16 protein-coding genes and 1 tRNA gene are annotated in these 12,524 nt (G+C 68.9%); 15 read left to right on the top strand and 2 right to left on the bottom strand.

Annotation, left to right across the window (positions count from 1 at the left end; translation table 11 throughout):
* Positions 1-46: 46 nt before the first annotated feature.
* The 7 genes from HEP81_RS16355 (at position 47) to HEP81_RS16325 (ending at position 4,249) form a co-directional block, all read left to right on the top strand.
* Positions 47-922 carry a helix-turn-helix domain-containing protein gene (locus HEP81_RS16355; protein ID WP_037663375.1) on the top strand — a complete coding sequence of 292 codons (876 nt, stop codon included), beginning with the start codon at positions 47-49 and terminating at the stop codon, positions 920-922.
* Entirely contained in the window at positions 919-1,128 is a 210-nt protein-coding gene (locus HEP81_RS16350) for a DUF397 domain-containing protein (protein WP_037663355.1), read from the top strand. Before HEP81_RS16355 ends, HEP81_RS16350 begins: the two co-directional genes overlap by 4 nt.
* A gap of 5 nt (positions 1,129-1,133) precedes the next feature.
* Positions 1,134-1,310, top strand: a complete 177-nt coding sequence (locus HEP81_RS16345; RefSeq protein ID WP_190275999.1) for a DUF397 domain-containing protein — start codon at positions 1,134-1,136, stop codon at positions 1,308-1,310.
* 5 nt (positions 1,311-1,315) lie between these two features.
* A complete protein-coding gene (locus HEP81_RS16340; RefSeq protein WP_037663358.1) occupies positions 1,316-1,492 on the top strand; it encodes a DUF397 domain-containing protein in 177 nt (58 codons plus the stop codon).
* A 149-nt stretch (positions 1,493-1,641) separates the two neighbouring features.
* Complete coding sequence (locus tag HEP81_RS16335) at positions 1,642-2,043, top strand: hypothetical protein (RefSeq protein ID WP_037663360.1); 402 nt, start codon at positions 1,642-1,644, stop codon at positions 2,041-2,043.
* A gap of 60 nt (positions 2,044-2,103) precedes the next feature.
* On the top strand, positions 2,104-3,159 hold the full coding sequence (locus HEP81_RS16330; RefSeq protein ID WP_037663363.1) for a UDP-N-acetylmuramate dehydrogenase: 1,056 nt from the start codon (positions 2,104-2,106) through the stop codon (positions 3,157-3,159).
* A gap of 127 nt (positions 3,160-3,286) precedes the next feature.
* The gene (locus HEP81_RS16325; protein WP_190275998.1) at positions 3,287-4,249 is read left to right on the top strand and encodes an IS481 family transposase; all 963 of its coding nucleotides are present in this window, start codon (positions 3,287-3,289) and stop codon (positions 4,247-4,249) included.
* Here HEP81_RS16325 and HEP81_RS16320 read toward each other — a convergent pair.
* Together HEP81_RS16320 and HEP81_RS16315 are read right to left on the bottom strand one after the other, a co-directional pair.
* The gene (locus HEP81_RS16320; protein WP_037657514.1) at positions 4,246-5,277 is read right to left on the bottom strand and encodes an adenosine deaminase; all 1,032 of its coding nucleotides are present in this window, start codon (positions 5,275-5,277) and stop codon (positions 4,246-4,248) included. The two genes, HEP81_RS16325 and HEP81_RS16320, sit on opposite strands and share 4 nt — an antisense overlap.
* A gap of 133 nt (positions 5,278-5,410) precedes the next feature.
* The gene (locus tag HEP81_RS16315) at positions 5,411-6,637 is read right to left on the bottom strand and encodes a pyridoxal phosphate-dependent aminotransferase (RefSeq protein WP_037657669.1); all 1,227 of its coding nucleotides are present in this window, start codon (positions 6,635-6,637) and stop codon (positions 5,411-5,413) included.
* A 257-nt stretch (positions 6,638-6,894) separates the two neighbouring features.
* On the opposite strand from HEP81_RS16315, the gene HEP81_RS16310 reads away from it, so the two are divergent.
* From HEP81_RS16310 to rplL, 8 genes are all read left to right on the top strand, one after another.
* Positions 6,895-6,967 (top strand) — tRNA-Trp (locus tag HEP81_RS16310).
* Positions 6,968-7,085: 118 nt separating this feature from the next.
* Complete coding sequence (secE, locus tag HEP81_RS16305) at positions 7,086-7,358, top strand: preprotein translocase subunit SecE (protein ID WP_172636883.1); 273 nt, start codon at positions 7,086-7,088, stop codon at positions 7,356-7,358.
* Positions 7,359-7,438: 80 nt separating this feature from the next.
* Positions 7,439-8,362, top strand: coding sequence for a transcription termination/antitermination protein NusG (nusG, locus tag HEP81_RS16300; RefSeq protein ID WP_037657521.1), 924 nt, complete (start codon positions 7,439-7,441; stop codon positions 8,360-8,362).
* A 179-nt stretch (positions 8,363-8,541) separates the two neighbouring features.
* Positions 8,542-8,976, top strand: coding sequence for a 50S ribosomal protein L11 (rplK, locus tag HEP81_RS16295; protein ID WP_037657523.1), 435 nt, complete (start codon positions 8,542-8,544; stop codon positions 8,974-8,976).
* A gap of 97 nt (positions 8,977-9,073) precedes the next feature.
* Positions 9,074-9,799 carry a 50S ribosomal protein L1 gene (gene rplA / locus HEP81_RS16290; RefSeq protein ID WP_037657526.1) on the top strand — a complete coding sequence of 242 codons (726 nt, stop codon included), beginning with the start codon at positions 9,074-9,076 and terminating at the stop codon, positions 9,797-9,799.
* Positions 9,800-9,967: 168 nt separating this feature from the next.
* Positions 9,968-10,909, top strand: a complete 942-nt coding sequence (locus HEP81_RS16285; protein ID WP_037657528.1) for an SCO4651 family lipoprotein — start codon at positions 9,968-9,970, stop codon at positions 10,907-10,909.
* A 295-nt stretch (positions 10,910-11,204) separates the two neighbouring features.
* On the top strand, positions 11,205-11,735 hold the full coding sequence (gene rplJ / locus HEP81_RS16280; protein WP_037657529.1) for a 50S ribosomal protein L10: 531 nt from the start codon (positions 11,205-11,207) through the stop codon (positions 11,733-11,735).
* 111 nt (positions 11,736-11,846) lie between these two features.
* Positions 11,847-12,230 carry a 50S ribosomal protein L7/L12 gene (gene rplL / locus HEP81_RS16275; protein WP_037657531.1) on the top strand — a complete coding sequence of 128 codons (384 nt, stop codon included), beginning with the start codon at positions 11,847-11,849 and terminating at the stop codon, positions 12,228-12,230.
* The last annotated feature ends 294 nt before the right edge of the window (positions 12,231-12,524 follow it).

Below are 12,524 nucleotides of genomic sequence, written 5' to 3'. Positions count from 1 at the left end.
GGGTAGTGCGACGCGTTACGCGCGCGGGACAACGGAGGGGTTCGGGATGTCGGTGGACGGCGAGGCGGTACGGCCCGACGGCGAGGCGGACGAGCCGGGCTGGGAGGTGGATCCGGACGACGAGTGGGGTGTCGCCGTGATCACGATGGTGGGCCGGCAGCTGAAGCTGCTGCGCGAGGCGGCGGGGTTGCGCGCCGCGGAGTTCGGGGCGCTGGTGGGGTACGGCGAGGACCTGGTCTACAAGGTCGAGGCGGGGAAACGGATTCCACGGCGGGAGTACCTGGTCGACGCGGACCGGGTGCTGAACGCGAACGGGGTCATTGAGGCGACGTGGGAGGACGTCAAGAAGGTTCGGTATCCGAAGACGGTTCGGGACCTGGGAAAGCTGGAGGCCAAAGCGGTTGAGATCGCTCTGTACGAGTGCCACATCGTCCCTGGGCTGTTGCAGACGCCGGAACACGCACGATCGGTGATCGGGGCGGCGCAACCGCCGTACTCGCCTGACGACGTGGAACGCATGGTGGCCGCACGGCTTGCCCGGCAGTCGGTCTTCGAACGCTCACCTGCTCCAGCGCTCAGCTTCGTCCTGGAAGAAGGGGTCCTGAGGCGCCCCATCGGGGGCACAATGGCGTGGCGTCAGCAGCTCGAACGCTTGCTGGAGGTGGGGCAGTTGCACAACGTCGTGCTTCAGGTGATGCCGATGGACTGCGACACGCACTCCGGGCTGGATGGCCGGATCGAAATGCTGAAGTTCCCGGACGGCACGGCTGTGGGCCGCTCCGACGGGGCGTTCAACGGGCGGCCGACCTCCGAACCCAAACACCTACGCATCCTTGATCTGCGGTATGGCACCATCCGGGCTCAGGCGCTCTCCCCACGGAGATCACTGCCCTTCATCGAGCAACTGCTGGGAGAAACATGATCCGCAAGACCACTGCCGGGGGAACCTCCGAGCTGGCGTGGTTCAAGAGCAGCTACAGCGGCGGCAACGACGGCAACTCCTGCGTCGAACTCGCCGTCACCCCCGGCACGGTCCACGTCCGCGACTCCAAGAACGTAGAAGGCCCCCGGCTGGCGCTGACCCCCGCCGCGTGGGCGAACTTCGTGCCTTACGCCTCGGAGGGCTGACAAGCATGCTGGCGTGGTTCAAGAGCAGCTACAGCGGCGGCAACGACGGCAACTCCTGCGTTGAGCTTGCCGTCACCCCCGGCACGGTCCACGTCCGCGACTCCAAGAACGTAGAAGGCCCCCGGCTGGCGCTGACCCCCGCCGCGTGGGCGAACTTCGTGCCTTACGCCTCGGAGGGCTGACAAGCATGCTGGCGTGGTTCAAGAGCAGCTACAGCGATGGCAACGACGGCAACTCCTGCGTTGAGCTTGCCGTCACCCCCGGCACGGTCCACGTCCGCGACTCCAAGAACACCGACGGCCCCCGCCTCACGCTCACGCCGGAGGCCTGGGCGGAGTTCGTGCCGTACGCCTCGTACGCCTGACCCCCCCATCACACGCCGCCTGCCCCGGTCACCACCAGGGGCGGGCGGCAGTTACCACGATGGTGTGAGGCGGTCCCGTTTCACAGCGTGCCGTTCCGGCCGTACTCCTACTCTGACGGGCTCCGCCGCCGACAGAGGGAATGCACCACATGCGTCCTGAACGCTTCCAGGACTGGCTGATCGACACCGTGAAGAACACCCCCGGCGTGAGCCGCGTCCAGTCCTGCGCGGAGGCCGGCGAGGCCAAGGTCCCCTTCGGCGTGGTTCTCACCCGCGGGGACCGCGAGGAGCGGTGGCAGATCACGCACCAGCTGGCCGACGGGGAGAAGCACGAGCACCAGGAGCAGCCGGTCTCGGACACCCCGTTCTCGGCGCCCGCCCCGGGACCCGATGACGCGGCGGACGTCTGGCTCGCCGGAGCGATCGGCGCCGCGGAATGCCCCGAGATCGCCCGCGTCGAACGCTGGGCCACCCGCCCCGAGGGCTCCTCGCAGACCGGGCTCACCGTGTTCCACCACAACAACAGCAGGAACTTCGTCCGCCCTCTGTAGCCGGGCTCCGGTGGGTAGGGGTGACCGGGCCCGCCCGGCCCTTCTCGTAGGCTTTCCCCCGTGCACGTACTCCACGACGCCCCCCTCGCCCCGCTGACCACGTTCCGCCTGGGCGGGCCCGCGCTGCGGCTGGTGACCGCCGAGACGGATGCCGAGGTGATCGACGCCGTCCGGGAGGCGGACGACAGCGGGACACCGTTGTTGGTCGTCGGCGGCGGGTCGAACCTCGTCATCGGGGACAAGGGATTCCAGGGGACCGCGCTGCGGATCGCCACCCGGGGGGTCGAGCTGCGGGGGACCACCCTGGAGCTGGCGGCCGGGGAGGTGTGGAGCGAGGCGGTCGCGCGCAGCGTCGAAGCAGGGCTCGCCGGAATCGAGTGCCTGGCCGGGATTCCCGGGTCCGCGGGGGCCACGCCGATCCAGAACGTCGGGGCGTACGGGCAGGAGGTCTCGGCCACCATCTCCGAGGTGATCGCCTACGACCGGCGCACCGGTGAGACGGTCACGCTGAGCAATGAGGAGTGCGACTTCTCGTACCGGCACAGCCGCTTCAAGGCTGACCCCGAGCGGTACGTCGTGCTGCGCGTCCGGTTCGAGCTGGCGGACGCGGGCGGGCTGTCCGCGCCGGTCAAGTACGCCGAGACCGCCCGCGCGCTCGGTGTCGAGCCGGGCGACCGGGTGCCGCTGGACCGGGCCCGCGAGACCGTGCTGAAGCTGCGGGCCGGCAAGGGCATGGTGCTCGACGCCGACGATCACGACACCTGGTCGGCCGGCTCCTTCTTCACCAACCCGATCCTCACCGAGGAGCAGTTCGCCGCGTTCCAGGAGCGGGTGCGCGAGCGGCTGGGGGAGGATGTCGAGCCGCCCGCGTACCCCGCGGACGAGGGCCGCAGGAAGACCTCGGCCGCCTGGCTGATCGACAAGGCGGGCTACACCAAGGGCTACGGCACCGGCCCCGCCCGCATCTCCACCAAGCACACCCTCGCCCTCACCAACCGCGGCGAGGCCACCACCGAGGACCTCCTCGCCCTGGCCCGCGAGGTCGTCGCCGGGGTGCGCGAGGCCTTCGGGATCACCCTGGTCAACGAGCCCGTCATGGTGGGCGTCGGTCTCTGAGCCCCGACAGGCCCTAGGTGTGCTGTCCCGGGACGTTGGTGACACGCGTGCTGGGTGCTTGAACAGGTGAGGGCCTTCTGGGTTCGGTGTGAATTGCGACATCTGCACCAACGCCCAGGAGGCCCTCGTGTCCCACCGTAATGCCCCGCTGACTCCGACCGGCAGGCTGCGTCTGGCCCGGTGTGTCGTGGACGACGGCTGGCCGCTGCGGCAGGCCGCGGAACGCTTCCAGGTCAGCCATACGACCGCCGCCCGCTGGGCGAACCGCTACCGGCAACTGGGCGAGGCCGCAATGCACGACCGCTCCAGCCGCCCGCACAACAGCCCGCGCCAGACTCCTGCCGCGGTCGAGCTGCAAGTCGTGCGGCTTCGGCGCCAGCACCGGATCGGGCCGGTGCGGCTGGCCGCCCGAGCCGGTGTCGCCGCTTCCACCGCCCACCGCATCCTGGCCCGGCACGGCCTGCCCGCCCTGGCCGCCACGGACCGGGCCACCGGCGAGCCCATCCGCCGCTACGAACGCTCCCGGCCCGGCGAACTGGTCCACATCGACGTCAAGAAACTCGGCCGCATCCCCGACGGCGGCGGCCACAAAGTCCTCGGCCGGGCGGCCGGCAGCCCGAACAAGGACCGCCGCAACGGAGCCGGCTACGCCTACCTGCACACCGCCCTGGACGACCACACCCGCCTCGCCTACACCGAAGACCTGCCCGACGAAACCGCCGCCACCTGCGCCGGCTTCCTGCGGCGAGCAGTCGCCTGGTTCGCCGAATGCGGCATGACCGTCGAACGCGTCCTGACCGACAACGCCTGGGCCTACACCAAGAACACCTGGCGCGACACCTGCCGCGACCTGGGTATCAGCCCCCGCTGGACCCGGCCCTGGCGCCCGCAGACCAACGGCAAGGTCGAACGCTTCCACCGCACCCTGCTCGACGAATGGGCCTACCACCGGCCCTACACCTCAGACGCCGAACGACAGGCCGCGTTTCCCGACTGGCTCGACTGGTACAACTACCACCGACCCCACACCGGCATCAGCGGCCAACCACCCGCCAGCCGCGTCACCAACCTGTCCGAACAGCACACCTAGGACGTCAGCCAGGCGTCCACGCCCGCCAGCAGCCGCGCCTTGGCGTCCTCCGGGGCCGCCGAGCCGCGGATGGACTGGCGGGCCAGTTCGGCGAGTTCGGGGTCGGTGAAGCCATGGACATGGCGGGCGATCTCGTACTGGGCGGCGAGCCGGGAGCCGAACAGCAGGGGGTCGTCGGCGCCGAGGGCCATCGGGACGCCCGCGTCGAAGAAGGTGCGCAGCGGCACGTCCTCGGGCTTCTCGTAGACACCGAGGGCCACATTGGACGCCGGGCACACCTCGCACGTCACCTGGCGGTCGGCCAGCCGCTTCAGCAGCCGGGGGTCCTCCGCCGCGCGCACCCCGTGCCCGATCCGCCCCGCGTGCAGATCGTCCAGGCAGTCACGCACCGAGGCCGGTCCGGTCAGCTCGCCGCCGTGCGGGGCCGACAGCAGGCCGCCCTCGCGCGCGATGTGGAAGGCCCGGTCGAAGTCCCGCGCCATGCCGCGCCGCTCGTCGTTCGACAGGCCGAAGCCCACCACGCCCCGGTCCGCGTAGCGCACCGCGAGCCGGGCCAGGGTGCGGGCGTCCAGCGGGTGCTTCATCCGGTTGGCGGCCACCAGGACCCGGATCCCGAGGCCGGTCTCCCGGGAGGTGCTGTCCACCGCGTCCAGGATGATCTCCAGCGTCGGGATCAGACCGCCGAGCCGGGGCGCGTACGACGTCGGGTCCACCTGGATCTCCAGCCAGCCCGAGCCGTCCCGCAGATCCTCCAGCGCGGCCTCCCGCACCAGCCGCCGGATGTCCTCCGGCTCGCGCACACAGGAGCGCGCCGCGTCGTACAGCCGCTGGAAGCGGAACCAGCCCCGTTCGTCGGTCGCCTTGAGTTTCGGCGGCTCGCCGCTGGTAAGGGCCCCCGTCAGCATCTCCGGCAGGCGCACGCCGTGCTTGTCGGCCAGCTCCAGGACGGTGCTCGGCCGCATCGAACCGGTGAAGTGCAGATGCAGATGGGCTTTCGGCAGCTCAGAGAGATCACGTACACGCTCCATTCCCAGATCCTGCCGCACACCCCCGCTTCCCCGGTAGCCGTTTCCCCGGTCGAGGTCTTGCCCGCACAAATGAACGGCGCCTCAAGCGACTCGCATGAGCCGCTTGAGGCGCCGCCATGACGCGATCGGTGTTTCAGTCGCGGGCTTCCGCCAAGAGCTTCTGGATCCGGCTCACGCCCTCCACCAGGTCCTCGTCGCCCAGCGCGTACGACAGCCGCAGGTAACCCGGCGTGCCGAACGCCTCACCCGGGACGACCGCGACCTCGGCCTCCTCCAGGATCAGCGCGGCCAGCTCGACCGAGTTCTCCGGGCGCTTGCCCCGGATCTCCTTGCCGAGCAGCGCCTTGACCGACGGGTAGGCGTAGAACGCGCCCTCGGGCTCCGGGCAGAGCACGCCGTCGATCTCGTTCAGCATCCGCACGATCGTCTTGCGGCGCCGGTCGAAGGACTCGCGCATCTTCGCCACGGCCGTCAGGTCACCGGAGACGGCGGCCAGGGCGGCGGCCTGCGCCACATTGGACACGTTCGAGGTGGCGTGCGACTGGAGGTTGGTCGCGGCCTTGACCACGTCCTTGGGGCCGATGACCCAGCCCACCCGCCAGCCGGTCATGGCGTACGTCTTCGCCACGCCGTTGACCACGATGCACTTGTCGCGCAGCTCGGGCAGCAGCGCGGGCAGCGAGACGGAGACCGCGTCGCCGTAGACCAGGTGCTCGTAGATCTCGTCCGTGAGCACCCACAGGCCGTGCTCCAGGGCCCAGCGGCCGATCGCCTCGGTCTCGGCCTCGGAGTACACCGCGCCGGTCGGGTTGGAGGGCGAGACGAAGAGCACGACCTTCGTCTTCTCGGTGCGCGCGGCCTCCAGCTGCTCGACGGAGACCCGGTAGCCGGTGGTCTCGTCGGCCACGACCTCCACCGGGACACCGCCCGCGAGGCGGATCGACTCCGGGTAGGTGGTCCAGTACGGCGCCGGGACGATGACCTCGTCGCCCGGGTCGAGGATCGCGGCGAACGCTTCGTAGATGGCCTGCTTGCCGCCGTTGGTGACGAGGACCTGGGAGACGTCGGGCTCCCAGCCGGAGTCGCGCAGCGTCTTCGCGGCGATCGCGGCCTTCAGCTCGGGCAGCCCGCCGGCCGGCGTGTAGCGGTGGAACTTCGGGTTCTTGCAGGCCTCGATCGCGGCCTCGACGATGTAGTCCGGGGTGGGGAAGTCGGGCTCACCGGCGCCGAAGCCGATCACCGGTCGCCCGGCGGCCTTCAGGGCCTTGGCCTTGGCGTCCACGGCGAGGGTGGCGGACTCGGAGATCGCGCCGACTCGGGCGGAGACCCGGCGCTCGGTGGGAGGGGTTGCAGCGCTCATGGAGCCCATGCTTCCAGACCGGAAATGTCCCGGGCACACGGGTTTCACAGTCTGAACGGCATCGGGTCGAGTCGTGAACACCTATCCGAATATCCGTCCCGGCCTGGACGATCTTCGCTCCGGGGAGCACGGGCCGACACTTTCTGTTCGACGCCGGGCCCCGGACCACGTACACTCTCACCTCGTTGGCCTCCGGCAGCCGTCACGATCGGTGCCACCGAGCACTCGGTCGGATGCGGTACGTTGGGGACACACAAAGGGTCGTAGCTCAATTGGTAGAGCACCGGTCTCCAAAACCGGCGGTTGGGGGTTCAAGTCCCTCCGGCCCTGCTACACACACCGCCAGGATGTGTGCGCTTGTACGTACAGCAATGCACCGCCGTGCGGCTCAGTAACCGGGCGCGGCACGGCCACGACCCGGGATCAGGTGAGGATTATGACGGACGCCGTGGGCTCCATCGATACGCCTGATGCCCAGGACGAAGTGCCCGAGGCCAAGAAGGCCCGCAAGGGCGGCAAGCGCGCCAAGAAGGGTCCGCTGAAGCGTCTGGCGACCTTCTACCGCCAGATCATCGCGGAACTCCGCAAGGTCGTCTGGCCCTCGCGCAACCAGCTGACGTCGTACACCACTGTGGTGATCTTCTTCGTCGCCATCATGATCGCGCTGGTGACCGTGATTGACTATGGGCTCAACCACGCGGCCAAGTACGTCTTCGGCTGAGCCAAGAGCGAAGGGCGCCGTGGCACCGGCGCCCGTTTTCGCATGTTCCACCCCTATGTAACCAGGAAGAAGCAGCCATCGTGTCTGACCCGAACCTGAACGACGACGCCACCGAGCCTCGCGGGAACGCTGCCGAGCTGGTGGACGACGAGCTCGACATCGTCGAGGGCGCGGACGAGCAGGACGAGTTCGAGGCTGCCGAGGCCGAGGCGGGCGAGCCGGCCGAGGAGGCCGCGCTGCACACCGAGGACGCGGACGACGAGGAGGCCCCCGAGGCCGCCGCCGACGCGGACGAGACCGCCGAGGACACGGACGCGGACGAGACCGCCGAGGAGGGCGACGAGGACGCCGCCGCCGAGGCCGTCGAGGAGGAGCCGGCCGAGCCGGTCGACCCCGTCCAGGCCCTGCGCGAGGAACTGCGCACCCTGCCCGGCGAGTGGTACGTCATCCACACGTACGCCGGCTACGAGAACCGCGTGAAGACCAACCTGGAGCAGCGCGCCGTCTCGCTGAACGTCGAGGACTACATCTTCCAGGCCGAGGTGCCGCAGGAAGAGGTCGTCCAGATCAAGAACGGCGACCGCAAGACGATCAAGCAGAACAAGCTGCCGGGTTACGTCCTGGTCCGCATGGACCTGACCAACGAGTCCTGGGGCGTCGTCCGCAACACGCCGGGTGTCACCGGCTTCGTGGGCAACGCGTACGACCCGTACCCGCTGACCCTGGACGAGATCGTCAAGATGCTCGCCCCGGAGGCCGAGGAGAAGGCCGCCCGCGAGGCCGCCGAGGCCGAGGGCAAGCCCGCGCCGCAGCGCAAGGTCGAGGTCCAGGTGCTGGACTTCGAGGTCGGCGACTCGGTCACCGTCACCGACGGTCCCTTCGCCACCCTCCAGGCGACGATCAACGAGATCAACGCCGACTCCAAGAAGGTCAAGGGCCTGGTGGAGATCTTCGGCCGCGAGACGCCGGTCGAGCTCTCCTTCGACCAGATCCAGAAGAACTAGTCCAGCACCAGTCCCTTCTGGACCACCGCTTCCGAACAGGTCGGACAGGCTGACTACAGCCCGTCTGACCTGCTCGGTTTTTGGCCGCGCATCTATACCCGCTATCGTTGTGCGGTATGCCTGCGTCCGGGTTGTCCCCGGGAGCGGGCAGGACCCGAATCGAAAGGACCCGGAGAGCTATGCCTCCCAAGAAGAAGAAGGTCACGGGGCTCATCAAGCTCCAGATCCAGGCCGGTGCCGCCAACCCGGCTCCGCCGGTCGGCCCGGCGCTGGGTCAGCACGGCGTCAACATCATGGAGTTCTGCAAGGCCTACAACGCCGCGACCGAGTCGCAGCGTGGCTGGGTCATCCCGGTGGAGATCACGGTCTACGAGGACCGCTCCTTCACCTTCGTCACCAAGACGCCGCCGGCCGCCAAGATGATCCTCAAGGCCGCGGGTGTGGAGAAGGGCTCCGGCGAGCCGCACAAGACCAAGGTCGCCAAGATCACCCAGGCGCAGGTCCGCGAGATCGCCACGACCAAGATGCCCGACCTGAACGCGAACGACCTGGACGCCGCGGCGAAGATCATCGCCGGTACCGCGCGCTCCATGGGCGTCACGGTCGAGGGCTGACCACCACCAGCAGGTAATGCGGCCGCAGCCGGTCGCACGTGGCAGGGCCTGCTCGGCCCGGATACCACGACTCCTTCAGAACACACAGGAGCAAGTTGTGAGCAAGCGCAGCAAGGCTCTCCGCGCTGCGGACGCCAAGATCGACCGGGAGAAGCTGTACGCCCCGCTCGAGGCCGTCCGTCTCGCCAAGGAGACCTCCACGACCAAGTTCGACGGCACCGTCGAGGTCGCCTTCCGTCTGGGTGTCGACCCGCGTAAGGCCGACCAGATGGTCCGTGGCACCGTGAACCTTCCGCACGGCACCGGTAAGACCGCCCGGGTCCTGGTCTTCGCGACCGGTGACCGTGCCGAGGCCGCGCGTGCCGCGGGCGCCGACATCGTCGGTGCCGACGAGCTGATCGACGAGGTCTCGAAGGGCCGCCTGGACTTCGACGCCGTCGTCGCCACCCCGGACCTCATGGGCAAGGTCGGCCGCCTCGGCCGCGTCCTCGGCCCCCGTGGTCTGATGCCGAACCCGAAGACCGGCACCGTCACCCCCGACGTGGTCAAGGCCGTGACGGACATCAAGGGCGGCAAGATCGAGTTCCGCGTCGACAAGCACTCGAACCTGCACTTCATCATCGGCAAGGTGTCCTTCGACGACACCAAGCTGGTGGAGAACTACGGCGCCGCGCTGGAGGAGATCCTCCGTCTGAAGCCGTCCGCCGCCAAGGGTCGTTACATCAAGAAGGCCGCGCTCACCACCACGATGGGCCCCGGCATTCAGCTCGACCCGAACCGCACCCGCAACCTCCTCGTCGAGGAGGACCCGGCCGCCGTCTGAGCCTCGCGCTCACCTCGGTAGCCGCGTCCGGTACGCGTACTGAAGGGCGGGCCCCGCAACCTTTCGAGGTGCGGGGCCCGTCCTTTCTGTGTACGACCTGTTCGTCGTACGACTGTCAGCGGCCCGCACTAGGCTGCACGCAGACGATTCGCAGGGGGTAGGACAAGAATGAAGAGCACGACGACCGTACGCCGGGTGAGCCTTTCCGTGGCCGTGGTGGCGGCGCTGACCGGGGTGGCCGCCTGTGGCTCCGCGGACTCCGGCAAGGGCGACAGCAAGGCGTCGGGTGCCGGCACGGTCCACTTGAGCCCCGTAGCCGCCGTGCTGCGCGACGTCGAGCAGTCCACGGACAAGGCCGACTCGGCCAAGGTGCGCGCGACCACGTCCATGGGCGACATCATGGCGATGAACGCCGACGGCGCCCTCACCTGGGGCAACGGCCTCAAGGGCAACCTGGACATCACGTACACCGGCGGCAAGCTGGCCGACGCGATGCGCAAGGCCGGCACCTCGCACATGGAGGCCCGCTATCTGCCGGACGCCTACTACGCGAAGATGAGCGACGCCTTCGCCCAGCAGACCGGCGGCAAGCACTGGGTCAAGTACGACTTCGACTACCTGGCCAAGGTCGGCGGCGCCTCCGGCGCGTACATGAAGGACCAGCTCCAGACGTCCACGCCGAACCAGTCGGTGAAGATGCTGCTGGCCTCCGGCGACGTCAAGAAGGTCGGCGTGGAGACGGTCGACGGGCAGCACACCACGCACTACGCGGGCACCGTGGACGTCGCCGCCCTCGCGGGCAAGGGCAGCAACCTCAGCGCCGATCAGCTCACCGCGCTCAAGCAGCAGCTGAAGCAGTCCGGCATCACCACGGACGCCATCGACATCTGGGTCAACGACCAGAACCTGCTGGTCAAGAAGAGCGAGAAGGCGGCCACCGCCAACGGCACGCTGAACAGCACCGCCCACTACAGCGACTACGGCGTGGCGGTCACCGCCGAGGCGCCGCCGGCCGCCGACACCATGGACATCGCCGACATGATGAAGTCCGGCGGTGTCAGCAGCCCCTCGGGCGGCACCACGTCCGGCGGCACCGGCCTCAGCTCCTGACGCCTCGGGACCGGGGCCGATTTGCTCCATGGCGCCCCGGTCCCGTACTGTCATCCACGAAGCCAAAGACCGCTGGTCGTTGCCGCGCGCTTGCAGAGGGCGCGGTGGCCGAAGGATCCGCTGAAAAGTGGACGACCCGCGCAGGTGTCAGTGGAAGAACTCCCGGAGTGCGCGCGCCGAGCGCGTGTGCGGCCGGTCGAGTCCGCCCCGAGCGCCTGCGCCGGGGCGTTTCGTTTTACCCAGTCCTCCTTCGGGTCCGCGCGGTCCGAATCACCCGGAAGGAGGCCGAGGCTCTATGGCGAGGCCCGACAAGGCTGCCGCGGTTGCGGAGCTGACGGACAAGTTCCGCAGCTCCAACGCCGCCGTGCTGACCGAGTACCGCGGTCTCACCGTGGCGCAGCTCAAGACGCTGCGCCGGTCGCTCGGTGAGAACGCCCAGTACGCCGTGGTGAAGAACACGCTGACCAAGATTGCGGCCAACGAGGCCGGGATCGCGCTCGACGACCAGCTCTTCGCTGGTCCGACGGCCGTCGCCTTCGTCACCGGTGACCCGGTGGAGTCGGCGAAGGGTCTCCGTGACTTCGCCAAGGACAACCCGAATCTCGTCATCAAGGGCGGCGTCCTTGACGGCAAGGCGATGTCTGCCGACGAGATCAAGAAGCTTGCGGACCTCGAGTCCCGCGAGGTTCTGCTCAGCAAGCTGGCCGGTGCCTTCAAGGGGAAGCAGTCCCAGACTGCCTCCCTCTTCCAGGCGCTGCCGTCGAAGCTCGTCCGCACCGTGGACGCGCTGCGCGCCAAGCAGGCCGAGCAGGGCGGTGCCGAGTAATTCGGCTCGCTTTCTGACCCGCACCACCCGGCGCGGGTCGCAGCGGGCCGACGTACGCCCGCCTTACCCAGTACATCCGGCACCTGCCGATTGAGTGGAAGGACCGCCATCATGGCGAAGCTCACCCAGGACGAGCTGCTTGCCCAGTTCGAGGAGATGACCCTCATCGAGCTCTCCGAGTTCGTGAAGGCCTTCGAGGAGAAGTTCGACGTCACCGCCGCCGCCGCGGTCGCCGTTGCCGCCCCGGGCGCCCCCGGTGCCCCGGCCGAGGCCGTCGAGGAGAAGGACGAGTTCGACGTCATCCTCACCGGTGCCGGCGACAAGAAGATCCAGGTCATCAAGGTCGTGCGCGAGCTGACCTCCCTCGGCCTGAAGGAGGCCAAGGACCTGGTGGACGGCACCCCGAAGCCCGTCCTCGAGAAGGTCAACAAGGAGGCCGCGGAGAAGGCCGCCGAGTCCCTCAAGGGCGCCGGCGCCTCCGTCGAGGTCAAGTAAGACCTCACGGGTCCGCAGGACTCGAACGCGCGCTGAACTCGGCCCTGTAGGGCTGTAACGCGAACGCACCGAAGAGCGATCATCCATCCGGGTGGTCGCTCTTCGGCGTATCCGGAGAGTGACCGCGGTTGCCTTGCGCTCGTGAGGGCGAGAGGTATGGTGATCTTCGTCGTGCCTCCGGACGGCCGGGTTCCGGTGGGAGGCTCTTGACGAACCGCACGCAGCGCGCAATTCTCAGGACGCGTCGTCACAAGGATCCGAATCCGAGGCATGGATCGACGGCGAAGAGGGCAG

The organism is Streptomyces griseofuscus (genome assembly GCF_014673495.1).
GTDB lineage: Bacteria > Actinomycetota > Actinomycetes > Streptomycetales > Streptomycetaceae > Streptomyces > Streptomyces murinus.
This window is presented reverse-complemented; position numbering and strand designations above follow the sequence as displayed.